20 protein-coding genes are annotated in these 22,387 nt (G+C 69.1%); 8 read left to right on the top strand and 12 right to left on the bottom strand.

All coding sequences use genetic code 11. The annotated features are described in order from the left end of the window. The 5 genes from ACXJKR_RS05155 to ACXJKR_RS05135 all read left to right on the top strand — a co-directional run. Positions 1 to 671 (top strand): hypothetical protein (locus ACXJKR_RS05155; RefSeq protein ID WP_457321286.1); only part of this gene is annotated, 671 nt, incomplete at its 5' end. 123 nt (positions 672 to 794) lie between these two features. Next, the gene (locus ACXJKR_RS05150) at positions 795 to 1,136 is read left to right on the top strand and encodes a HEAT repeat domain-containing protein (RefSeq protein WP_457321284.1); all 342 of its coding nucleotides are present in this window, start codon (positions 795 to 797) and stop codon (positions 1,134 to 1,136) included. Next, complete coding sequence (locus ACXJKR_RS05145; protein WP_457321282.1) at positions 1,133 to 1,420, top strand: DUF971 domain-containing protein; 288 nt, start codon at positions 1,133 to 1,135, stop codon at positions 1,418 to 1,420. The genes ACXJKR_RS05150 and ACXJKR_RS05145 overlap by 4 nt, the downstream gene beginning before the upstream one ends. Positions 1,421 to 1,488: 68 nt before the next feature. Then, on the top strand, positions 1,489 to 2,445 hold the full coding sequence (locus ACXJKR_RS05140; protein WP_457321281.1) for a DnaJ C-terminal domain-containing protein: 957 nt from the start codon (positions 1,489 to 1,491) through the stop codon (positions 2,443 to 2,445). Beyond that, positions 2,442 to 2,732 (top strand): MerR family transcriptional regulator, encoded by a 291-nt coding sequence (locus ACXJKR_RS05135; RefSeq protein WP_457321279.1) that lies wholly within the window; start codon positions 2,442 to 2,444, stop codon positions 2,730 to 2,732. Before ACXJKR_RS05140 ends, ACXJKR_RS05135 begins: the two co-directional genes overlap by 4 nt. 5 nt (positions 2,733 to 2,737) lie before the next feature. On the opposite strand, the gene ACXJKR_RS05130 is transcribed toward ACXJKR_RS05135, so the two are convergent. Then, the gene (locus ACXJKR_RS05130) at positions 2,738 to 3,802 is read right to left on the bottom strand and encodes a pirin family protein (RefSeq protein WP_457321277.1); all 1,065 of its coding nucleotides are present in this window, start codon (positions 3,800 to 3,802) and stop codon (positions 2,738 to 2,740) included. Positions 3,803 to 3,971: 169 nt separating this feature from the next. On the opposite strand from ACXJKR_RS05130, the gene ACXJKR_RS05125 reads away from it, so the two are divergent. Continuing rightward, positions 3,972 to 4,205, top strand: a complete 234-nt coding sequence (locus ACXJKR_RS05125; RefSeq protein WP_457321275.1) for a hypothetical protein — start codon at positions 3,972 to 3,974, stop codon at positions 4,203 to 4,205. Beyond that, positions 4,202 to 4,495, top strand: a complete 294-nt coding sequence (locus ACXJKR_RS05120) for a thiamine-binding protein (protein WP_457321273.1) — start codon at positions 4,202 to 4,204, stop codon at positions 4,493 to 4,495. The genes ACXJKR_RS05125 and ACXJKR_RS05120 overlap by 4 nt, the downstream gene beginning before the upstream one ends. A gap of 222 nt (positions 4,496 to 4,717) precedes the next feature. Here ACXJKR_RS05120 and ACXJKR_RS05115 read toward each other — a convergent pair whose 3' ends face one another. From ACXJKR_RS05115 to ACXJKR_RS05100, 4 genes are all read right to left on the bottom strand, one after another. Further along, positions 4,718 to 5,515, bottom strand: coding sequence for a DUF5984 family protein (locus tag ACXJKR_RS05115; protein ID WP_457321271.1), 798 nt, complete (start codon positions 5,513 to 5,515; stop codon positions 4,718 to 4,720). 145 nt (positions 5,516 to 5,660) lie between these two features. Then, a complete protein-coding gene (locus ACXJKR_RS05110) occupies positions 5,661 to 6,284 on the bottom strand; it encodes a hypothetical protein (RefSeq protein ID WP_457321269.1) in 624 nt (207 codons plus the stop codon). 101 nt (positions 6,285 to 6,385) lie between these two features. Continuing rightward, positions 6,386 to 10,504, bottom strand: coding sequence for a hypothetical protein (locus tag ACXJKR_RS05105; RefSeq protein WP_457321267.1), 4,119 nt, complete (start codon positions 10,502 to 10,504; stop codon positions 6,386 to 6,388). A 107-nt stretch (positions 10,505 to 10,611) separates the two neighbouring features. Then, positions 10,612 to 11,706, bottom strand: coding sequence for a PQQ-dependent sugar dehydrogenase (locus ACXJKR_RS05100; RefSeq protein ID WP_457321266.1), 1,095 nt, complete (start codon positions 11,704 to 11,706; stop codon positions 10,612 to 10,614). A gap of 70 nt (positions 11,707 to 11,776) precedes the next feature. Here ACXJKR_RS05100 and ACXJKR_RS05095 point away from each other — a divergent pair, with 70 nt between their 5' ends. After that, positions 11,777 to 12,046: a hypothetical protein gene (locus ACXJKR_RS05095; protein ID WP_457321264.1), complete on the top strand. Its 270-nt coding sequence runs from the start codon at positions 11,777 to 11,779 to the stop codon at positions 12,044 to 12,046. 7 nt (positions 12,047 to 12,053) lie between these two features. Here ACXJKR_RS05095 and ACXJKR_RS05090 read toward each other — a convergent pair whose 3' ends face one another. The 7 genes from ACXJKR_RS05090 to ACXJKR_RS05060 all read right to left on the bottom strand — a co-directional run. Next, a complete protein-coding gene (locus ACXJKR_RS05090; RefSeq protein WP_457321262.1) occupies positions 12,054 to 13,226 on the bottom strand; it encodes a tetratricopeptide repeat protein in 1,173 nt (390 codons plus the stop codon). Further along, complete coding sequence (locus ACXJKR_RS05085; protein ID WP_457321261.1) at positions 13,226 to 13,957, bottom strand: TFIIB-type zinc ribbon-containing protein; 732 nt, start codon at positions 13,955 to 13,957, stop codon at positions 13,226 to 13,228. The genes ACXJKR_RS05090 and ACXJKR_RS05085 overlap by 1 nt, the downstream gene beginning before the upstream one ends. A gap of 47 nt (positions 13,958 to 14,004) precedes the next feature. Next, entirely contained in the window at positions 14,005 to 15,987 is a 1,983-nt protein-coding gene (locus tag ACXJKR_RS05080) for an Ig-like domain-containing protein (RefSeq protein WP_457321259.1), read from the bottom strand. A 31-nt stretch (positions 15,988 to 16,018) separates the two neighbouring features. Next, positions 16,019 to 17,959, bottom strand: coding sequence for an Ig-like domain-containing protein (locus tag ACXJKR_RS05075; protein WP_457321257.1), 1,941 nt, complete (start codon positions 17,957 to 17,959; stop codon positions 16,019 to 16,021). Between the two features lie 44 nt (positions 17,960 to 18,003). Then, positions 18,004 to 20,019 (bottom strand): Ig-like domain-containing protein, encoded by a 2,016-nt coding sequence (locus ACXJKR_RS05070; protein ID WP_457321255.1) that lies wholly within the window; start codon positions 20,017 to 20,019, stop codon positions 18,004 to 18,006. Between the two features lie 170 nt (positions 20,020 to 20,189). Further along, positions 20,190 to 21,818 (bottom strand): peptide chain release factor 3, encoded by a 1,629-nt coding sequence (locus ACXJKR_RS05065; protein WP_457321253.1) that lies wholly within the window; start codon positions 21,816 to 21,818, stop codon positions 20,190 to 20,192. 63 nt (positions 21,819 to 21,881) lie between these two features. Continuing rightward, positions 21,882 to 22,387: LytR/AlgR family response regulator transcription factor (locus ACXJKR_RS05060; RefSeq protein WP_457321251.1), on the bottom strand; the 506-nt coding region annotated here is incomplete at its 5' end.

Here is a 22,387-nt window from a genome sequence, read left to right as displayed (position 1 = left end):
CGCCTGGGGCGCTGGCGCAAGCCCCTTCCGCCAGCGCCTCGTCGCCGGCCGGGCCGCTGCCGGCGGCCACAGCCGCTGTCGAGCCCGCCGCGGTTGCATCGCTCGGCAGCGCGCCGCCGGCGCAGGCGCTGCGCACCTTGATTCGCTGCCACGCCGCCGACAGCTGCCGCCTGACCCGCGGCGAAGGCCTGGACGAGCACTTCGAGGTAGTGCGCCTGCTGCTGGAGCAGCTGGACCGCCTCACCGCCCATGGCAGCCCCGTCGACCAGGCCGCGTGGGCGCGCGAGCTGCTGGCTTTTCCCGACGGTCATGTGCAGGCCGCGGCGCTGGCGCTCGCCGCTCGGCTGCCACCTTCGGCCGAGACCGCGGCGGCTGCCGTTGCGGCACTGGGCCGAACCTATGACGCCGTGCTGCTTGCCAAGGCCTATCCGGTCCTGCAGCAGTGGCAGCAGCTCGGCCTGTCCAGCGGCTACGACGACATGTTCGTCGGCCTCGTCCACACCGGCGGCTGGCAGGCCGCGCAGTCGGTGGCCGAGAACGTCGGGCCCTTCCTGAACGCCGGCAACGTGGGGCGCTTCGAGCAGGTGGCGCGGCAGCTGCAGCCCGGCGCGCGCCAGCAGGCGCTGCTGCGCTCGCTGCGCGACTATCAGCTGCAGCATGCGGGTGGCTGAGCGAACCCGCCGTCGTTGACGCGCTGGTCGCTGCGCTGAGCGACACACCCGAAGTCGCCACTGCCGCCGCCCAGTCCCTCACGGAGCTGAAGGACCCGCGCTCCGGCGAACGTCTGCTAGCCCATGCCGCCTCGCCCCGCCTCCACGCTCGGCAAGCTGCGCGCCACGGCCGCCGCCACCGCGCTGCGCGCCGCCATGGACGACGACTACTGGCAGGTGCGCCTGCGTGCCGCCCGGGCCCTGGGCCGCATTGCCGACGCGCAAGCCCTGCCCGTGCTGAGCCAGGCTCTCATCCACCCGGCCGGCAACCTGCGCAAGGAGGCGGCCATCGCGCTGGGCGACATCGGCGACGCGACCGCCGTGCCGGCGCTGCAAGCCGCCGCTGCCGACCCCGACCCGGAAGTCCGCAAGGCCGTGCGCCTGTCGCTGCAGCGCCTGGGTGCACCGGTCGGGGTGGACCGATGAGCGATCTCCCGCAAGCCGTCGAGCTGACGCCCGCCGCGCTGCACCTGCGCTGGCCCGACGGCGCGGCCGAGCTGCCAGCCGCCCGGCTGCGCGCCGTCTGCCGCTGCGGCGGCTGCCGTGCTCGCGCCGAGCGCGGCGAGCCCGCACCCGCACCGGCCGAGCTGGTCGATGCCGTGCCGGTGGGCCGCTACGCCCTGAACCTCATCTTCAGCGACGGCCACGACCGCGGCATCTACCCCTGGACCTGGCTGAGGGAGCTGGGGCCTGTCAACGCCGCGACGTAGGAACCCGTCCGCCGCGGAAGGCGGCCCCGTCCGACAGTCCCTGCGCGCCGCAATTCCATACTCGGCCCATGCGCTTTGAAGACTATTACCGGATCATGGGTGTCGCCGCCGATGCCGATGCGGCTGCCATCAAGCAGGCCTACCGGCGTCAGGCGCGGCTGCTTCACCCCGACGTGAACCAGTCCGCCGATGCGCATGCGTCCATGGCCCGCATCAACGAGGCCTACGACGTGCTGGCCGACCCGCAGCGTCGCGTCGCCTATGACGGCGTGCGCCGGCGCCAGCAGGCGACCACTGGCGCCGGCAAACCCGCCGAGCCCGACCTCCCCAGCGACTGGCAGCAGGGCTTCACCTATGAAGGCGGGGCGACCGCCGGGCGAGGTGGCCAGGGCTTCAGCGACTTCTTCACCAGCATGTTCGGCCGCGATGCCAAGCCCGAGCCGCCGGACGCCAAGCCCGAACGCGGGACCGATGAGCACGTCAAGCTGGTCATCGACGCCTCAGACGCCATCGACGGCGCCGTACGCTCGGTCAACGTGCGCGGCCTGGCGCCGGACGAGCAGGGCCACCGTGCCGTCGTCGTGCGCAACGTGCAGGTCCGCATCCCCAAGGGCATACGCGCGGGCCAGCACATCCGCCTGCCGGCACAGGGCTCGGCGGGCCGTGGCGGCGGCGCGAGCGGCGACCTGTACCTGGAGATCCAGTTCAAGGACGTCGCCCGTGAGAAGAGCCGTGACGTACATGAACAGCTGCCGCTGACGCCCTGGGAGGCCGCGCTGGGCGGCGACGTGAGCGCCGCCACGCCTGCCGGCACGGTCAGCGTGACCGTGCCACCGGACACACCGCATGGCAAGCGCCTGCGCTTGAAGGGCCGCGGCCTGGCAGGTGAGCCGGCAGGCGACATGGTGCTGGAGGTCGAGGTCGTGCTGCCGCCCTCCACGCTGCCGGGCGCGCGTGCCGCCTACGAGGTCATGGCCGCTGCCGTCGGTCGTGACTTCCACCCCCGCGCAGAAGGCGAGCCATGAACGACGGTGATGTGCTGGTCGGCGTGGTCATCGACGAGCAGACGCTGACGCTCGAAGAGCTGGCCTGCGCCTGCGGCGTCAGCGTCGACTGGCTGAGCCAGCGGCTGGATGCCGGCCTGCTGGGCTGCCACAGTGGCGACGGCGAAAGCCGGCGCTTCGCCAGCCCGCATCTGCACCGCGCCGGCCGGCTGCTGGCCATCGAACAGGACTTCGACGCCAACCAGGAACTCGCGGCGCTGGTGGTGGACCTGATCGAGGAGATCCACCGGCTCAGGGCGGGCGGATAGAACGATCAAGCCTCCTGCGACGGGAACAGTTCCGTCCGGCCGTCGGCATGCCGTGCGAAGCGGCCGGCCTCGTCGCCATGCACGGGCGCCGGGTCGCTCCAGGGCCAGCCGCCGAACTGGGTGCGGCGGTAGTCCTCGAAGGCCTGGCGCAGCTCCTGCTGCGTGTTCATGACGAAGGGGCCGTATTGGGCGACGGGCTCGCCGATGGGGCGGCCCTGCAGCATCAGCAACTCGGCTGCTGTTTCTCCGCCATTGACGAGCGTGACCGCGGCGCCGGCTCGCAGCTCGATCGCGTGCCGCGTGGCCACGGCATGGCCATCGACGGTGATCCGTGCGCCGGCAAAGAAGTAGAGCTTGCGGCGCGTGTCCGCGCCCGTCGCCGGCGGCAGCACCCACTGCGCACCCGGCGCCAGGCGCAGGGTCCAGATGGCCACGTCTGCCTGCTCGCGCGAGGCCCAGGAATCAGGCGGCGGCGCCAGCGGCTGGGTCACCCCGGCGGGCGTTGGCAGGGCACCGGCGATGCAGACGACGTCGGTCGCGTGCCCGGCATCGTCGACGAAGCGGTGCCGCGGGATCTCCTGCGACCAGAACATCGTGAAGTGCGGCGCCACCATCTTGCTGGCGGCCGGCAGGTTGAGCCAGATCTGGAACAGCTCCAGCGGGTTGGGCTTGTCCGTGTGCAGCAGCGGGAACATCTCCGCGTGCACGATGCCCTGGCCAGCGGTGAGCCACTGCACGTCGCCGCCCCCGAATCGCGCGCCGGCGCCCAGCGAGTCGGCGTGATCGATGCGGCCCTGGCGCACGATCGTCACCGTCTCGAAGCCGCGGTGCGGGTGGGCCGGGAAGCCGGGCACCTGCTCGCCGTGATACATGCTCCAGCCGCCCTGCCCTGAGAAGTCCGAGCCGATCTGGCGGCCCTTCAGCAGCGCCGCATCCGGCCCGTAGCGGCCGTTGCCGGGTGGGTAGGCGTCGTCGTGGTGGACGCAGAACAGGAAGGGGTCGAGCGTCTCCCAGGGCATGCCCAGCGGCGAGATGGAGACGATGGCGGGTGGCGAGGCGGCGGTGGTCATGGCGGCATCCTGAAGGGCGCCAGCCTAGCGCGTGTCGAGTGAGCTTGAAGAAGCGCGGGCTTCTCTACACTGGCGGCCGGCCACGCTGGCAGCCACCAGGCTTTCGACGCGGCCATCCGCTGGAGGTGTTGGCACGACCGCAAGGCGCGTGCTGACTGAGAGAGTCCCTTTGAACCTGATTGAGGTAATCCTCGCGCAGGGAAGCACGTTCAGGGGCCTGCCGGCTTTCACTTTCTTGCGTCGGCACCGCCGCCCCGAACGCTTGCCGACCTGCCATCTGCATGAGTTGCACATGGCACATCCATCGTTCTCACATTTGCGTCGTTTCCGGCTTTCGTTCCTGTCGCTGTCGCTCCTGGCCAGCGGCGCGGCGTGGGCGCAGCAGCCACCAGCCGGCACATGATTGCCGAGATCCAGGTCATCCCGCGGCCGGCCGGTACGGTAGACGACCGCTACAAGCATGTCGACGCCGCCATCGCCGTCATTCAGGCCTCCGGCCTGGACTATGAGATGCACGCCATGGGCACGGTCGTCGAAGGCCCGCCCGAGAAGGTCTGGCCGTTGCTGCAAGCCGTCCATGAGGCCACCCTCGAAGCCGGCGCCGAGCGCACGCTGAGCATCATCAAGGTCTCCGGCGCAGCCCAGGCCGGCGGGCCTCGCGTCGACGACCTGGTGCGCAAGTTCCGCAAGTAAGGCAACCCGAGCGCGCGGTACCGCCGAGCGCTCGGGGGAGACGCCTGCTGACCGGCAGCAACCGACCCATAGCTGTCGTCGTCCAGGTCGAAGTGAACTGCCGAAAAGCTGTCGCTCGCCCCGGACGGCAGCGGAAGGTAAGTCCCGACCCGTTGCCGGCTTTCGCCTTGCCGATCTTCTTGCTGAGAAGCTGTCGTGCCGAATTGGCGCTTGGGAAAAGGTTCAGCCGTGGCGGGCTTCGAGCGACCGTATGGCCGCAAGGACCACAGGCCAATCAGTTGGGGCTGCGGGCTGGTCAAAGTTGCGCTCAATGGATTGCGAACGGGCCTCTTGCTCTCGGCGTAGCCCCTCAAGATCTACGCGAACGCTCTTGGCAAGAGCCCCTGCCGCGACCTGCGAGACCCGTTGCGCCATTTGTTCCATCAGCCGATCATGAAAGTTGCGAACCTCGTCCGCGAAGTTGGCACGAGGCAATTGCCAGCTCCCATGCTGCGCCGACCAAGCCTGACAGCCGTGCAGAAGCTTGTCTCGGTTGTCCCACTGAAAGTGAACGGAATCTGAGTCCGACCACACGATGACGTTGGTTGACGGAGTCAGGTAGAGCGAATCAAGCTGGCGACGACCCATCCACGAGCCAGCGTTGTCTAGTAGATCCAGAGTCTCCTCAGACACATCGTGTTCGTCTATGGCCTCGCACCATTTCAACCAAAAGTGCTTCCAAGGCTTCGATTCATCTATCTCGATGTATTGCTGGAGTTCCTCCGGGACGGGCTCCAGCGCGTAGGGAGCAAGATCGATCACATCTTCATAAAGACGCACCACTTGGTAGTCGCAGAACCGTGATCCGCCGGACTGTGCCTGGGCGGGGTTGGCGTACTCGAACAGTCGGTGTTCACCAGCCTGAATCCAATATTCGCCGTCAGTGAGACCGAACCAGTGCAAGTTCGGGTCCGCAGGTGCGCCCCATGGCTGTATTTGATCGAGGGGACGAAGCTCAAACTGAAAGAGCGGGGACGGCATTCGCGTGAGGCTCAACGGTTGATAAGTGCGGCGTCAAGGACGCACCAGCGTGAGGAAAAGATTACCCGAAGCTGCCGCTAGCCAATGGCCGCTCCTGGCCGAGAGGCGTCGACTCTGGGAATCCGGATAAGTAGGCATCTAGACCTCATTGACCAAGTCCTTTGAGGATCTCTGTCATCTGGGGAAGGCGCACCCAGACTTCTTCAGAAAACTCATTGGTCTCGCTGATCTTTGTGGGAATCGTCGACAACCCATCCGGAAGCACCACATACCGAGTGGGGACAGCTACACCGTCTTTGTACCCAAAGTCCGTTACCCAGTGGATATGCAACGCTCCGTTTCCACTGTGCATGACAGTGTTTCTGCGGAGCAGAGGACCGCAGCGCTTCTCGTACTCAGCCCGCGCATCGAGGTGCATTGAATTGGTGGACATCATCGGCTCGTGACTACGGCCAGGGCCAACGAGAAAGATGATGTAGCGGTTGCCGATCTCGTACCCAAAGTAGTTGCCGAACTCAAGCGTTGCCCCTTTGGACGCACCCTTAAAGGCTTCAATCACCCGCGCCTGATACTTTGCGCCGCAAGATTCATCGCCRGTGCCCATCGTTTCACCCGAAGTCACCTGTACCAGAGCAACGATGTCGGCGTCATGGAACAGCTGCGACAGGCGAATCGGTGGCAATGTCGTCGCGCGTGTCGTGACGGGAGGCAGCAAGAACACTGCAGCAGTGATCAGACGATGCAAAGCGCGGCGAAGTGCCATATCCATGTTTTTCACCTTCCGAAGCTGCCTCGTGCAGGCGCAGAGAGYCTACCCGAGAGCCGCCCTTCGCGAGCGGCAACTCCTGGCCGCAAGCCGACCTTTCCCACCTACTCGCTCCCCTTCACTCCCTTCTCCTCGCTCGCCTCGGCCTTCGCCACCTTCGCCGGCCACGCCCCACCCACGCTGAACGCAGCCCAGGCCCAGCCCACCCAGCGCAGCAGCGACACGGCCAGCCACAGCGCCCAGGCCAGCATGGCCGCGCGGTAGAGCCAGACCGGCGCACTCAGTACCCACGCGCCGGCCGTGTGCTCGGTGAAACGGTCGCTCGTCCAGTTCAGCAGCGTGCTGCTCGACCCCGGCCCGGCGACGAGCAGCTCCGGGTAGCCCAGCAGGCCGGTGCGCAGCACCTCCAGCAGCGCGCCCACGGCCGCCAGCGTCAACAGCACGAGCAGGACCTGCACGGCGATGCGCATGCCGCGCCGGCCGACCTGGCCCCAGCGGCGGCGGGCCTCCAGCGCGCCGAACCAGCCGGCCAGTACGGCCAGCGCGCTCAGCGACACCGGCGCCACGCCCAGCGCCAGCACGATCCAGGCCGGCCGGCCCATCAGCCCCTTCAGCCCGGGAAGGCCGCGCGGCGCCAGCAAGGCCAGCACGAGGACGACGCCGAGGGCGCCCCAGATCAGCACGGCCGGCCCGATCAGCGGGCCGCCCACGGCGAGCACGATGCGGTCCTCTGGCACGTTCAATGTCAGCGCGTCATTGACGCCGGGCAGGCCCAGGGCGAGGCCCTCGTGGCGCCACAGCACCCCCATGCCGGCGGGCTCGCGCCAATGGATGTCGACCAGCTGCGGGCCTGGCGTCAGCGGCAGGCTGAGCACGTTGTCGCGTGGCTGCAGGGCCAGCTTCTGGCCGTTGATCTGCACGTCCAGCAGTTCGGCGCCGGCCGGCAGCTTCAGCGCGTGCGTGCCGCCGAGGCTGGTGCGCAGGCGCATCGACAGCTCCACATCGCTGCTGCGCTCGCCGGGCTTGATGGTGGTGCGCACATCGTCCAGCGTCAACGTCTGGCCGCCCACGCCGGCGGGCTTGGCGATAGCCAGCTTCAGCGTCTCGCCGGGCCAGGGCCGCCACTCGGGCAGCCAGTCGCCGCCCTGCTGCAGTGCCGTCGCCGGCAGGCCGCTGGCGTCCACATGCCATTGCGCCGATGCGGCCAGCGTCCAGCGCTCGACCTGGTGAGGCTCCTTGCCTGCCACCAGCGTCAGCGCCTCGCCCGGTGGCAGGCTGCTGGCCACCTCGACGGTGTCCTCGCCGCCGAGCTGCAGGCTGGCCACGCCGCCGTCCACCGTCACGCGTGCGTCACTGACCGCCTCGCCCGGCAACAGCGCCCAGCGCACGCGCAGCGGTGCCCGGCTCGCGGCCAGGCGCTCGATGCGCGTGTGCACCTGCCAGCGCAGGCCCAGCGCCAGGCGACGGTCCACGCGTACCAGCGGCGGCAGCGCGTCGCGCTGGGTGCCGGCGTCCTCGGCACGCCGGCTGCCGGCCACGGCCTCGCGGCTCAGCGTGATCGCGCCCGTGCTCTGGCCATTCGGGTCCAGGCCCGCCAGCGTCCAGCCCTTGAGTTCGGTCTGCAGCGTGCGCGGCGGCAGCGGCAGCGCGATGTCCAGGCCRCTGGCGCTGCCGACATCGGCGGCGAGCACGACCTGGTGCACGCCGGCCGGCACGGCGATCAGCAGGCGGCCCTCGTCGTCGCGTCGCGTTGCGGCGGACTGGCCGTCCAGCAGCACGCTGCCCGGCTGCCAGCCCGTGCCCTGGCCGGGCAGCGGCACGGCCACCAGCGCCAGCGCGTGGATCTCGGCGCGCAGCTGCACCGCCGAGCCCGATGCACTGACGAGCAGGCGCGCCAGCTCGGCGCAGCGTGGCAGGCAGTCGGGCGGCGCGGCGAGCTTGCCGCGCAGCGCCTGCAGCTGCTCGTCGCTGGGCCACGGTGCCGAGGTAGAAGCCTGGGCTTCGCTCGGTTGGGGCGCTAGCGCCAGCGCCAGCAACAGGGCTGCGGCCGCCACACCGCCGGCCCGCTGCAAGGACGGCAGGCGCGGCAGCTTCCAGCCCGCCACGGCGGCCAGCGCCAGCGCGAGCAGCGCCACGCCGGCGAGCTTGAGCAGCGCCGTCGCCCAGGGCGGCAGCAGCCACAGGTTCAGCGTCTCCTCGGGCGTGACAGGGCCGCTCCAGCTGAGCCGATGGGCGCGCCAGCTCCAGGTCGGCAGGCCAGGGCCGGTCTGCACGCGCGCGCTGGGGTCGACGCGGCTGAGGTCGCTGCTGGCGTACGCATCCTTGCGGACCTTGCTGCCCGAGACGACGACGGACTCCAGCCGCTGTTCGACAGCGGGCATTCTTCGATCAGGCGGCGCAGGGGCGGCCACCTGGAATTCGGGCGGCGGCACCACCTTCTCCTCGATGATCTGCACCTCGCTTGGTGCTGCCACCTCCTTGGCCATGCCCCAGGCCATGCCGTTGTGCTCCAGGCTCGGATAGATTGCCTGGCGCAGCTCGGCCACCGCGAACACCAGCAACACCAGCGTCAGCATGGCGGCCACCGCCAATCGGCCACGCGCGAACGCGGCCCGCGCCCGCCCCGCCGGCAGCACGCGCGCCAGCGCCGTCAGCGCCAGCAGGCCGAACCACAGCGCCGCCGGCGGGCTGCCGGGCGTGTGCCAGGTCAGCGCAAGCGCCGCGCCCAGCAGCAGGCCCGTGCGCCAGCCCAGCAGCCGGTAGGCGGCCAGCGCCGCCAGCAGCACGAAGAAGAAATCCCACAGCGTCCACATCGACACCCAGGCACCGTCGGCGCGGCTGGGGCCTTGCGCGTGCAGCAGGCGCCAGCCGGGCGGCAGCTGCAGCGTGGCGCTCAGGCTGTCCACGCTCGCGCTCCAGCCGCTGGCGGGCAGGGCGCCGTTGCGCGGCCAGCGGCTGTCGGCCTCGATGCGGGCGTTGCGCTGGCGCACCTCGAAGCCGGCGGGGCCGTCGGCGGCCAGGCGGGTGATGGGCTGGTCCTGCCCGCCCAGCGCCGCGCGGCCGAGCTGGCCGGGCGCGGGCATGGCCAGGCGCGAGCTGGCCGACAGCTGGCCCTCGAACCTGTCACTGGCCGTCAGGCCGTGGCCGTCGAAGTCCAGCCACAGCCGGCGCGCCAGCGTCAGCGTGTCGGGCGCGGGCTTGGCATTGCCGCGTTGCAGCTCGGTCAGTTTCAGCGTCTCGCCGGGCTTCAAGCGAAAGGCCGGCAACGCGCGCCAGGCCTCGGGCATCTCGACCTGGCGCGGGTCCACGCTGGCCGGGCCTTCGGGGCGGATCAGCCGCAGCGCGGGCTGGGCCTTGACGACCCAGACCTCTTCGTCCGCTGCCGTGCCGGGCAGCGTCAGCGCCTGCACCGGCGCGCTCAGCCGCGCGCGCAACTCGACATGCCAGTTACCGGGCCGCGCCTGCACGACGAGGCGGCCGTCCTCCGCCAGGCGGGCCGGCAACGGGCTGTCCAACTGCATGGCGCGCAGTCCCGGCAGCAGGGCCAGCGGCAGCTCCACGGCGCGGGCACGGCCGGCCACGCGCAGCTCGAAGACGGTCGTCACCGTCAGCGGCAGGTCGTCGTCGACGAGACGCGTGGTCTGCACGCTGACGCTGTCGCTGGCCTCGGCCGGGCTGGCGACGGCGCGCAGCCACAGCCGGCCTTCGCCGTCCGGCGCGCGGGCCTGCGTGGCGCCATCGCTGGTCACGACGATGGCCGCCAGGCCGGCCGGCACGRCGAGGTTCTGCGGCATCTCCGTCCAGGCGATGCGGCCTTCGACGACATGCACGCCCGGCGCCAGCCAGACGGCGGGGTGCTCGTCGGCCTCGACGACGGCCAGCGCCCTGCCGCCGGCCTTCACGTCTTGCGGCCACGCGCCGGCCTCGCCGGGCAGGGCCACGCGCGCCGGAGCGCCGAAGACCCGCACCTCCAGCCTGAAGGTCGCGTCACGCGGCCCGGCACCGAGCTGCAGCCGGCCCGGCCATACGCAGACGGCCGGCTCGGCGGCATCCATGGGTGTCGGGCAGCCCAGTGGCGGCTGGCCTTGCTGGGCCCAGGGCAGCCAGTCGCGCGCGGTGGCGGGCAGCTCGGCGGTGGTGAGCGGGGCGGCCTGGGCCGAGATGGCGGCGAGCGCCAGCAGTGCGGCGCGGATCGAACGTGCGAACGGAGCATTCGGCGGCATGAGCCCTCCCTGGGTTCAGGGCCGCATGCTCGCAGAAGTGCCGTCGTGTTCGACCTAGGGTGTGCGAGGCCTTGGCCGCAGCGTCATGGCCTGGTTGCGGGCTTGGCTCAGGGCTTCACGCGCACGATGCGGCCATGCGCTTCCAGTACGRGATAGAGCAGCCCGTCCGGCCCCTCGCGCACGTCGCGCATGCGGCCGGCGTCGGGGAAGAGACGCTCCTGCTCGGCCGGGCGGTTGTCGGCATCGAGCTTCACGCGTTCCAGGTGGCCGAACTTCAGCGAGCCGATGAAGAAGCTGTTCTGCCAGGCCGGGCCGTACTTGGCGCTCTTGAGCCGCACGAGGCCGGCGGGCGCGATGGACGGCACCCACTTCACGATGGGCTGCTCCATGCCGGCCTTGGCGGCGATGCCGTCGCCGATCTTGCCGCCGCCGTAGTTCTCGCCGTAGGTGATGACGGGCCAGCCGTAGTTGAGCTTGGGCGTGATGAGGTTGAGCTCGTCGCCTCCTTGCGGGCCATGCTCGTGTTCCCACAGCCGGCCTTGCGCGTCCAGCGTCAGGCCCTGCGAGTTGCGGTGGCCATAGCTCCAGATCTCCGGCTGGGCGCCGGGCGTGTTCACGAAGGGGTTGTCGGCCGGCACGCTGCCGTCCTTGCCGACGCGCACGATCTTGCCGAGGTGGTTGTCCAGCGTCTGCGCGCTCTGCATCTGGCTGAAGCGCTCGCCCAGGCTCAGGAAGAGCTTGCCGTCCGGCGCCTCGGCGATGCGGCAGCCGAAGTGGTGCTTGCTCTCGACCTTGGGCTTCTGGCTGAAGATGACCTTGACGTCGGTGAGGCGCTTGGCGTCTTCGCTGAGGCGCGCGCGCGCCAGGGCCGTGCTGTTGGTCTTCCTGTCGGCGCCGGGTTCGGCGTAGCAGAAGTAGATCGTGCGGTTGCGGGCGAAGTCGCTGTCCAGCTGCACGTCCAGCAGGCCGCCCTGGCCGACGGCGTCCACAGCCGGCACGCCCGCGATGGGAGCGCTGGGCTTGCCGCCGGGTTGGGCCGTTCGAATCGCACCGTCACGCTCGGTGATCAGGAGCTGGCCGCCGGGCAGGAAGGCGACCGCCCAGGGGGTCTTGAGGCCTTCGACGACGGTTTCGAGTTCTGGGGCGGCCTGGGCGAGGGTGCAGCTCAGGGCCGCAACAAGGGGGACAAGGCGCTTGCTCATCGGCTCTGTGGGGCTGGAAGGAAAAGCACATCATCGCAGCGCCCCGCTCGCCTCGCAGCCCATGAATGGCATGCCCCGCCGGCACGCTGCTTGCCAGTCCTCCACCGTGAAGATGCAGCGCTATGCCAACCGCGAGGGTGACTCGGGCGTGGTGGCCTTTGCCACTGGCCCGGCGGGCATTGCCGTGCAGTTCACCAACGGCTCGATCTATGTCTACGACGTGGAGCACCCGGGGCGCGAGGTCGTGTCGGACATGAAGCGGCTGGCCCTTGCCGGCCGCGGGCTGTCGACCTACATCAGCCAGCACGTGCGCGACAACTACGCCAAGAAGCTGCGCTGAGCCGGGTTCAGCGGCGCATCACGACCAGCAGCCCATCGACGGCTTCGTCGCTTTCCTTGCGGATGGCGCAACGTGTCGATGATTCGACGGTGAAGCCATGGGCGGCAGCCAGGCGCTGCAGATAGGGCAGCGAATGGGCGTAGCGCCGCCTGGCGCCGAGGGCGAAGTCACCGCTTTCGCAAGCCTCGACCGAAAAGGCGAACAACCCGCCCGGGCGCAGCGCGGCCGCGGTGGCGGTGAACACGGCTTCCAGGTCGCCGATGTAGACGAACACGTCGGCGGCAATGGCGATGTCGAAGCGCTGCGGCGGCCCCTGCAGCGCCGCGACGATGTCGCCCTGCACCAGTTCGTCATACAGGCCCAGCTCGCGCGCCTTGGCCAGCATCAGGCCGGACAGGTCCACGCCGGTCAGCCTTCGGCTCACCGGGCGCAGCAGCGGCCCACACAGGCCGGTGCCGCAGCCGAGGTCGATGACCTCGCCACCGCTGGGTGGATCGGCGCGCTGCAGTTCCGCGACCAGCAACTCGGGTGTGCGGTAGCCGAGGGTCTTGACGAGGTGGTCGTCGAAGTTGTGGGCATACATGTCGAACAAGGCCTCGACATAGCCGGCGGGCGCCGTGGGCGGCGCGGGTTCGATGCCGAGAGCGGCCAGGGCATAGCGGATCTGGTCGGCGTCCTTGCCCAGGGGCAGGGCCTGCTGGAAGGCTTCGATGGCTTGCGAGCGGCGGTGCAGGGTCAACAGGCATTCGGCGCGGCCGATCAGCGCCTCAGGGTAGCTGGGCTGCAGGGCCAGGGCGGCGTCGAAGCTGGCCAGCGCGTCGACGGGCCGCTCCAGCGCGCGCAGGCTGGTGCCGCGGTTGCGCAGCGCCTTGGCGTCTTCAGGACGCACCGCCAGTGCGCGCTCGAAGGCCTGCACGGCCTCCTGGTGGCGGCCCAGGCTGCCCAGGGTGTTGCCCAGGTTGTTCAGCGCCGGCGCGCTGGCGGGGCGCTGGGCCAGGGCGCGGTGCAGCAGGTCCAGCGCCTCGTCGAAGCGGTCGGTCTGGCCGCAGATGACGCCCAGCAAGTGCAGCGCGTCGAAATGCCTCGGTGCCGTGCGCAGCACGCGGCGGTACAGCAGTTCGGCCTCGGTGAGCCGGCCTTGCTGGTGCAGGGCCAGGCCTTTGTCGAAGTCGCCGGGCATCAGTCATCCCACAAGCTGCTGACGAGGGTGAGGCCCACGGCGAACAGGTCCACCGCCAAGCCTGCGCCGGTGAGCCTGGTGTCAGACGGCCAGACGTCGAGGCGCTCCGTGCGCGAGCGCTCGCGCGCCATCGCGACAAGGGCGTCTGCCACAGCGGTTGCGGGCGCAGCATGAGCGGATGGCGCCTTGGCGTAGTTCTGCAACGCCTTCTCCACGGCCTCCGGGTCCAGCAGCGACAGCGCCGAGCGGCAGTGCGAACAACTGTCTTCCTTGCGCAGGTCCACCGGCGCGCCGCAGTTGCTGCAATTGATGACGCCGACCTTTCTGGCGATGTCGGCGATCTCGGGCTTGGTGAGCTGGCGCACGAAGCCCTTCTCGATCATGAAGGACGAGAAGCTGCTGAAGCGCCCGTGCCGGTTCTCGCAGCGGTGGGTGATGAAGCGGCCGCTGCGCACGACGTCGAAGCCCTGCTGGAGCCGCATGCGGCATTGCGGGCAACTCAACTGCTGTGCCAGCGGCACGAGGGGCGCGTCGCGACGCCGGTGCATTTCCTTGAACACTGTCGCGACCGCCTCGGGCGCCAGCCGTAGGTTCTCCAGCTGGTCGAACCAGATGCCGTGGCAGTCGAAGCAGAAGTCAATCTCCACCTCGCCGTTGTAGACGGCGGGCAGCGTATGCACCTGCATCGCCGTGCGGCAGGAAGGGCAGGGTCTGGCGAGGTTGGTGGGCATCAAGAGATGTTAGATGCCCACCCGCCGGTCGGGGCCAGGCAGCCGCCTCAGTCGGCCGGTCCGGCGTCGTGTATCCGCACCATCCCATTGCCGTCGGTCATGGCGATGTAGCCACCCTGTACCGCCCGGATCGGGGTGTACAGCACGAACTGCGCACCGTCGCTGGTGCGGGTTTGCATGATGGTGCGGCGGTCGCTGGACAGGGACCACCGAGCGCCGGCATCCACTTCGCCATTGCCCCAGTCGTTGGCCATGCGGCCATCCTTGTGCAGGATCGTCGGGTACCTGGTGTTGCGCAGGCCGGTCGGGTCGGCGCTGGCGTTGGCGTCCTGCTGGGGGCTGATCCACCGGCGTGCTGCAGAGGCGGCATCGAAAATCGGCACCGCACCGCCCTTGACGACCAGCATCAGCCTTGCGCGGGCCGTCACGCCGGTCTCCAGCACTTCGGCCAGCCAGTACTCCATGCCCTCTTCCGGTCCGGCGCCCAGGCGCGTGTAGCGCAGGGTGACCTGTGCTCCCGCGAGCTGCCAGCGCCCATTGATGAACTGACCGGTGAACCCGGGCACGTTGGGCGTGCCGTCGAAAGTAACCGCTTTGACAAAGCACACGCAGCTTGCATTCCCCGGCACCGTCTCCAGGGTCAGGCCGGCCCAAACCGTGCCCACCGTGAAATCCGCCAGGCGCAGGTCTTGGCGATCGCGGTCGACGTCCCGGCTGACCATCGGGACCCAGGGGGTATAGGTCGGCGTCGAGCAGTTGCTGGCCGGCTGGGTCGGCGTCATCTGGCAGTCGACCAGCCAGCGCCCCATCAACATTCCGCTGGGCTGGGTGCCCACGCTGCGGAACTGCCGCAATTGCAGCGCATGCGCCCGGAATTTGCTATCCATGGCCAGTGGGCTGGGCAGGGTGATCGTCAGGATGCTGCCGCTCATGGCCCAGCTGGCGCTGATGGCTGTGTCCGTGAACGTCGTCCAGAGGATGCCTGCGGCGCTGCCATCCGGGCGCAGGTCGAACAGCGACCCCGTGGGCATCAGCAGCGGGTTGCTGCCTTGATACATCGTCACCAGCCGGGTGCCTTGCGCCGATACGACCGGAGGCTCAGCGTCGGTGGATTGCTCAAGCGACTGCGCCACGAATGTGGGCTCGATGAAGGCCAGGCCGAGCGACTCCGTGCTGATCCTGCCCAGGGCCGGCCCGTCGGCGGCGAGTTCGGCCGCCGTGGCGATGCCAAAGGGCATGGGAGGGGCTTTCTCATACGCCAGACGCAGCAACGTGGCGATGTCCGCAAGGTCCGTGGGATCCTGGGCTGCCACGACCTTGCGCAGGTCGTCCGTCGTGGTGGGCTGCTGCAGGCCACGCTGCTTGAGCAGGCCATATCGCGCCGTGCTCAGGGCGTCGAGCGTGAGCGCCGGCCATTGCTTGTCGCTGACCCGCGGTCCCACCTGGGAGATAAGGCTTGTCGCTTGTCCCACCAAGCTGATCCGCGTCAACGCTGCGCGCGCGCCGGACTCCTTGGCGGTCAGCGTGATGAAGGCATTTGGATTGTCTGCCTTGAAGCTCAGCTTGTAGGCGCCGGTGCTGTCGGCGTTGACCTTGATCTGGCTCTCGCCCACCTGCGCCGTCACTTCGGTCAGCGAGTTGATGCCCGGTACGGTGCCGGTCAGTTCGAGCTGCGCCTCGACGGTCAGCTTGACAGTGGCGGTGCCGGTGGCCGCGCCCACGTCGGCACGGTAGGTGAACTGGTCGGCGCCAAAGAAGCCGGCGTCTGGCGTGTACTGCAGGCTGGTGCCCTGGACGACGACCTTGCCGTGGGCCGGGGCCGTGGYCACGCTCAGCGTGGGTGTGCCGCCCGTGGCGGTGTCGTTGCCGCTCACCGCAAGCGTTGCGGCTGCCCCTCCCGGGATGGTGTATTGGTCGTCCTGTGCCGTCACCGTTGGCGGCGGCGAACTACCGCCACCACCGCCGCAGGCCGCCAGGCACAGGGCTGCAGCGAGCGATGCGAGCCAGCGCGTTCGGACATGGATTTGCATGCGATTCATCCTCTTGAATCCTTTGTAATTTTCAGTTGATCGGTCCGAGGTCGCTCAGGCGGACCAGGGACATCGTCCCGTTGCCAGAGGCGCTGGACGAGTAAAGCGCCAGATAGCCTCCAGGTACAGCGGCGACCGGCCGGTAGCGATAGATATAGCCATCGCTTGAAAGCATCGTGATCTCGCGGCCGTCGCTCGACAGGGCCCAGTTCGCGGACGCATAGGGTTGGCCGTTGTAGTGACCGATCCAACTGACCTTGCCATCGGCCTGCCACCATTGTTCCTGCCCCAGCCAGTGCACAGGATCGCGCTGCTGGGCCGAGGTGACGAACCAGCGACGCGTGGCTTGGGCGGCGCTCAGTGCCACACTGCCGCTCTTCACGACCGGGTTGACCGAGGCGCCCACGCGCTGGCCGTTCTGTTCCACCTCCAGTCGCCAGTACTCCAACCCGTCAGCATCCTGGCGCAGGCGGGTGTAGCGGCGGGTCAGCGTGCCTGCTCGCAGCAGCAGTTGTCCGTCGACCAACTGCACCGAGAAACCCGGCACGTCCAGCGCGGCGCCGAAGGTCACCTCGCCTTCGGCGAGCAGCCCGGCCCAGCGTTGCGAGGCAGCAAAATCCTCCGCCCGCAGCGGTAGCCGGTCCCTCTCAAGGTCGAAGCTCGTGACCGGGGACCAACCTGTAGGGCGCGGTACGCAGGCGGGCCCGAACACGCTGCAGTTGGGATCATTGTCGATGTCCATCATCAACAGCGCGCTGGGCTGGTCGTCGGCACCGCGGATCTGGCGCACCCGGTATTCCTTGTGCCACGTCGAACCGCCCGGTGGTGGGCGCTGGCCGTCGAGCGTGATGCGCAGGACGTCTCCGTCTTGCGTCCAGTGCGCCGGCACCGCCGTTGGCGTGTCGCCGTATCTGAAGGATTGGACGGTTCCCTTGCCGTCGGCCGTCAGGTCCAGCGTCAGCGCGTCGACCACCAGCCGCATGCCCTGCGGCCCTACGGTGGGCGGCTGTGCCGCGGCGAAGGCCTCGACGGTGGGGGCAAGGAAGATCTGCGAGCCGGAGGTCGACAGGTACTTCGCGCTGGCCAGGGCTGTCGTGCTGCGCATGAGATCCAGGGTCGTCGCCGCTCCCCCGGGCAAGTCGCCGTTCTCCTCGACGATGTGTCGAATGAGCATGACGAGGTTGAACAAGTCCGTTGGGTCCTGGCCCCGCAGGCTCGCGCGCAGGCCGGCGCTGCTCGTGGGCATGCCCATCTGCAGCAGCAGGCCGTACCGGCCCGTGGTCAGCGCATCGAGCCGCAGGCTGGGCCATTGCGTTTCGTCGATGTGAGCGCTGCGCCGGGCGAGCAAGGTGCCGAAGTCACCGACTGCGCTGGCCAGGGCAACGCGGGCCTGTGCACCCGTGCTCTGGCTGGTCAGGGTGATGAAGGCGTTGACGCGTGAGCTCTTGATCTTGACGACATAGGTGCCGTTGGCGTCGGCGCTGGCCTTGAACTGGCCATCGCCAACCTGGGCGGTAACGTCCGTCGGCGTCGTCGGCACGGGCTTTAGGCTGCCACTCAACTCCAGCTCCGTCTCGACCGTCAGCTTGACCGTAGCGGTGCTGGTGGCCGGGCCCACGTCCGCCCGGTAGGTGAACTGGTCCGTGCCATAGAAGCCGTCATCGGGCGTGTAGCGCAGCGTGGTGCCTTGCACCGTCACCTTGCCATGCGCGGGATTGGTGGCAACGCTCACCGTCGCGGTACCACCCGTGATCGAATCATTGGCCAGCACCGTCAGATCGGCGGGCACTCCGGCCGGCAGGGTGTAGGGGTCGTCGACGGCCTGCACCGTGGCGGACGGCGAGGGCTGAGGCGGCGAGCCTGCAGAGCCGCCTCCGCCACAGGCCGTCATGATGAGCGCCAGGCCCAACCAAGTCGCACTCGCCACGGTCTGGCGCCATCCCGCGCAGCGGCTGATCGCGTCAATCTGCATGTGGTCTATTCCTGATCCTTGTCGTACGTCACTGCCGGCCATCGTCAGCGCGCGGGGCCGACGTTGGTCAGCACGCGCAACTCGCCTGGGTACTCGTCCTGCAGGTAGGTCGCGATATACCCGTCCCGGGTCTTCGAGAGCAGCTTGAGCTTTATCCGGCCCGAACTGTGCAGCAGGGCGGTACCGTCATCCGACCAACCCCACGTGCCGCTGTAACCCCACTCCGTCGGCGCCGGGGCGCCAGATGTTTTCACGTCCATCACGTTGCCGCCAACACCAAACGGGGCGGAATCGGATTCCGGCCTCCAGTCGAACGGAAAGGCGGCGCCAGCCGGCATGTCTAGCCAACGTCGCAGCTTCTGATCGGTGGCGACGATGGTCGGGGCCGTGCCGGTCCCGGTGGCCTCAATCAACTCCGACCCGATGACCTTGCCATTGGCCTCGTACTCGGCGAACCAGGTCTCGATGCCGTTGCCCCAGCGAAGCAGGCGCGTGAAGCGCGTGGCGACGTTGGTACCGCTGAGCTTCCATCGGCCGTCTTCGGTGATCTCACCGGCCAGACCGAGCACCGACGGGCTGCCCGTCACCGTGATGCCATCGCCGAGGCAGGTCAGGCAACGGCCGGACCATGCCTCCGGCGACATCTGCGGCCCGACGCCGAAGAGGCGCCCCCCTGACCCGAAATGCGCCGGAAGGAACGGCAGCACGTCGCGCGCCAGATCGAAGCCGGCGACTAGCGCGACCAAACTGCTGCCGCTGTCGTCAAAACACGTGTGCTGCATGGTCGAGCACTTGGTGCTCGTGAAAAAGACCGTCAGATTGAACAGTGGCTGCCCGCCGGTGCCTGCGCGCGGCAATTCCTCGAGCCGATACTGCTTCACATAGCGCGTGGCCCAGCCAAAGCCGTATTGGTAGTAGCCGAAGGTCAGACCCGCGTCCGGATTCACCTTGATGGAGACCGTGCTGCCATCGCGCGCCCAGGTCCCGATGGGATCGGAACCCGGTGACCCGCCCACCGTGCCGTCGGCACGAAGGTCGAAATGGTTGCTCGCGTTGGGCCGAATCCAACCCAGGCTTACCTCGAACGAGGACGGCTTGTACGCATCGATGAAGGCGAACATGCCGCCCTGCACGCCGATCAGCGCGCCCGGCGCCGGCTGGGTCTTGAGGCTGGTTTCATAGCTCCAATCACGCGGCGTGGTGTCCTTGCTTTTTGCCGCCTGGACGGCCGTGGCCAGGGCCTGGGGGTCGGTGGCGATGTCGGCGAGCGTCGCAAACTGGGTTGGTAGCATGGCGCGATCGGCGATTGCATTGCGCAGACCGCCGATCATGCCGAGCACATCGAAATCGCTGATGCGCTTCTGGGCGTCGAGCAGTCCGGCGTCGGTCGTCGGCTGCGCACCCGCGCGCTGTAGCAGCCCGGTGCGCGCGACGCTGAAGACGTCCAGGCGCAGGGCCGGCCGGCGTTGTTCGTCGATCGTGCCACCCAGCTTGGCGAGGGCGGCGACTTCGCCCACCAGGCTCTTGATGACCACGTGTTTCTGCTCACCCGCGCCGGTGGCCGTCACCGACACCAGGCCGGCGAGGTCGCTGACCTTGAGCGTGACGCTGTAGCGGTCAGCGGACGGCTGGACTTGCACGGCCGATGCCGCGCCGGCCTGCGCGCTGACCGTGTAGCCGGCCGCGAGCTGCGGGGCCACGACGCCGCTGAGCGTGAAGCTGGCCTCGACCGTCAGCCGGGCGGAGGCGCCGCCTGTGCGTGCGCCCGCATCGACGCGGTAGTCGAAGCTGTCGGCGCCGACATAGCCGTCATCGGGGGTGTATTGCACCTTGCCACTGGCGACGACCGCCTTGCCATGCTTGGGGGCCGTGGTCACCGTGACGACGGCGTCGGCCGGGGCTGCGTCATTGGCCAGTACGTCGACAGTGGCGGCCTGTGCCGCGCCGTTGGACCAGCCGACGGCCAGTGCATCGTCCTGCGCCGCGATGGCGGCAGGGGCTTGTGTCGGTGGCGGCGCGCTGTCGCCACCCCCGCCGCCGCCGCAGGCCGCCAGCAGCACGGTCAGGCCGAGGGCGGCTGCTCCGCTCTGCATCAGGCTGCATTTCGGCCGCTTTTGGCCGGCAGAGACGTCAAATCGCATTTGTTTCACTCCCTGAACCTGTTGTCGAACGCCACTCTGCGTTGGCCGCCGAACTCTAACCAAGTTTCAGAGCGGGTCCGGTCGGGAGATCAGCCGTCCAGCCTTTGCTGGAACACCAGCCCCGCGTGCTCGCGCAGTGCGTGGAACTTGATCTTGGGCCAGTTGCTCTCGATGGCGCGCAGCTCGGGCGCGTACTCCACCAGCACCGTGGGCGCGTCGACCGCGTCATAGGCCATGCGGTGATCGTTGGCGTCGATGAAGCGCTTCAGCTCCGCCGGGTCGTCGCAGGTCACCCAGCGTGCCACCTGGAAGCGGCTCGGCATGATGCGGGCCTTGCAGCCGTATTCATGCTCCAGCCGGTGCGCGACGACTTCGAACTGCAGCTGGCCGACGGCGCCGAGCAACAGCACGCTGCCGGCAATGGGGCGAAACACCTGGATGGCGCCTTCTTCGCCAAGCTGCGTCAGGCCGGCACGCAACTGCTTGGTCTTCAATGGGTCAGCCACTTCGACGGCGCGGAACATTTCCGGCGCGAAGAAGGGCAGGCCGGTGTATTGCAGCGCCTCGCCTTCGGTGATGGTGTCGCCCAGCTGCAGCACGCCGTGGTTGGGGATGCCGATGATGTCGCCCGCAAAGGCCTCGTCGAGCAACTCGCGGCGCTGGCTCAGGAACGACACGACGGTGTTGGGCCGCAGCTCCTTGCCCGAGCGCACGACCTTGAGCCGCATGCCGCGCTCGAAGTGACCCGAGGCCACGCGCAGGAAGGCGATGCGGTCGCGGTGGGCCGGGTCCATATTGGCCTGGATCTTGAACACGACGCCCGTGAACTTAGGTTCCTCGGGCTGCACGGTACGCTGCATGGCCACGCGCGAATCGGGTGCGGGGGCCAGCTCAACGAGGGCGTCCAGCACCTCCTGCACGCCGAAGTTGTTGACGGCCGAGCCGAAGAACATCGGCGTCTGCTTGCCGGTCAGGAACTCCTCGCGGTTGAACGCAGGGGCCGCCTCGCGCACCAGTTCGATCTCGCCTTTGGCCTGGTCGTACTGCATGCCGAAGCGCTCGGCATAGGCGGGGTTGTCCAGGCCTTCCAGCACTTCCTCGGTGCCGGCGGCGCGGTCCTCGCCGGGAGCGAACACGCGCATGCGTTGCTGGCGCAGGTCCATCACGCCGTGGAATTGCTTGCCCATGCCGACCGGCCACGTGAACGGCACGACCGTCATGCCCAGCTCGGCCTCGATCTCGTCCATCAGCGCCAGCGGGTCTTTCACCTCGCGGTCCATCTTGTTGACGAAGGTCAGGATGGGCGTGTTGCGGGCGCGGCAGACCTGCAGCAGGCGGCGGGTCTGCGGCTCCACACCGTTGGCCGCGTCGATGACCATCAGCGCCGCGTCCACGGCGGTCAGCACGCGGTAGGTGTCTTCAGAAAAGTCCTGGTGGCCCGGGGTGTCCAGCAGGTTGATGACGCAGTCGCGGTACTCCATCTGCATGACGGACGACGCCACCGAGATGCCGCGCTGCTTTTCGATCTCCATCCAGTCCGACGTCGCATGCCGGGTGGCCTTGCGCGCCTTCACCGAGCCGGCGATCTGGATGGCGCCGGAGAACAGCAGCAGCTTCTCCGTCAGCGTGGTCTTGCCGGCGTCGGGGTGGCTGATGATGGCGAAGGTGCGGCGGCGGCGGACTTCCGTCTCGATGCGGCTGGCGGTGGTTTCGGACATGGAGTTCTGGAAGCAGGCTAGCCCGGGATTATCCGTGGGCCTCTTGCTTGAGACCCTCCCCAGCTACATGCCCTTGAACCGCCCCCGGTGCGCACGGCTCACAGGCAGCGCCTGGGCCAGCCCGCGCAGGTGCACCCACAGCTCGCCGTCGTCGCGCCGCTCGATGCGCTCGATGGCCCGCGCGTTGACCACCGAACCGCGGTGGATCTGCCAGAAAAGTTGCGGGTCCAGCTCCTTTTGCAGCTCGCCCAGCGAGGTGCGCAGCAGCAGCTGTTCACCGCCCTGGCTCAGCGCCCGCGTGTGGCGCAGCTCCGAGCGCAGCGCGGCGAGGTGGTCCACGTCCAGCAGCTTCATCGTGTTGCCGGTCCAGGCCTGCAGGAAGCGCAGATCCGACCGCTGGGGTTGAGCCGCCTGCAGCCGCTGTACCGTGGCCGCCAGCCGGGCGGGCGTGACGGGCTTGTGCAGGTAATCCACCGCCGCGCGCTCGAAGGCAGCCAGCGCGTGCTCGGCATGCGCCGTGACGAAGACCAGGCGGGTGGCCGGCGGCGCGAGCTGGGCCAGGCCGAGGC

It is taken from the genome of Roseateles sp. P5_E11, from assembly GCF_054049355.1.
This window is presented reverse-complemented; position numbering and strand designations above follow the sequence as displayed.

Bases quoted from the DNA above. Each gene is read 5' to 3' on its own strand.
- ACXJKR_RS05150 (WP_457321284.1), top strand. From the start codon at position 795: ATGCCGCCTCGCCCCGCCTCCACGCTCGGCAAGCTGCGCGCCACGGCC.
- ACXJKR_RS05145 (WP_457321282.1), top strand. From the start codon at position 1,133: ATGAGCGATCTCCCGCAAGCCGTCGAGCTGACGCCCGCCGCGCTGCAC.
- ACXJKR_RS05140 (WP_457321281.1), top strand. From the start codon at position 1,489: ATGCGCTTTGAAGACTATTACCGGATCATGGGTGTCGCCGCCGATGCC.
- ACXJKR_RS05135 (WP_457321279.1), top strand. From the start codon at position 2,442: ATGAACGACGGTGATGTGCTGGTCGGCGTGGTCATCGACGAGCAGACG.
- ACXJKR_RS05130 (WP_457321277.1), bottom strand. From the start codon at position 3,802: ATGACCACCGCCGCCTCGCCACCCGCCATCGTCTCCATCTCGCCGCTG.
- ACXJKR_RS05120 (WP_457321273.1), top strand. From the start codon at position 4,202: ATGATTGCCGAGATCCAGGTCATCCCGCGGCCGGCCGGTACGGTAGAC.
- ACXJKR_RS05115 (WP_457321271.1), bottom strand. From the start codon at position 5,515: ATGCCGTCCCCGCTCTTTCAGTTTGAGCTTCGTCCCCTCGATCAAATA.
- ACXJKR_RS05095 (WP_457321264.1), top strand. From the start codon at position 11,777: ATGCCCCGCCGGCACGCTGCTTGCCAGTCCTCCACCGTGAAGATGCAG.
- ACXJKR_RS05090 (WP_457321262.1), bottom strand. From the start codon at position 13,226: ATGCCCGGCGACTTCGACAAAGGCCTGGCCCTGCACCAGCAAGGCCGG.
- ACXJKR_RS05085 (WP_457321261.1), bottom strand. From the start codon at position 13,957: ATGCCCACCAACCTCGCCAGACCCTGCCCTTCCTGCCGCACGGCGATG.
- ACXJKR_RS05075 (WP_457321257.1), bottom strand. From the start codon at position 17,959: ATGCAGATTGACGCGATCAGCCGCTGCGCGGGATGGCGCCAGACCGTG.
- ACXJKR_RS05065 (WP_457321253.1), bottom strand. From the start codon at position 21,818: ATGTCCGAAACCACCGCCAGCCGCATCGAGACGGAAGTCCGCCGCCGC.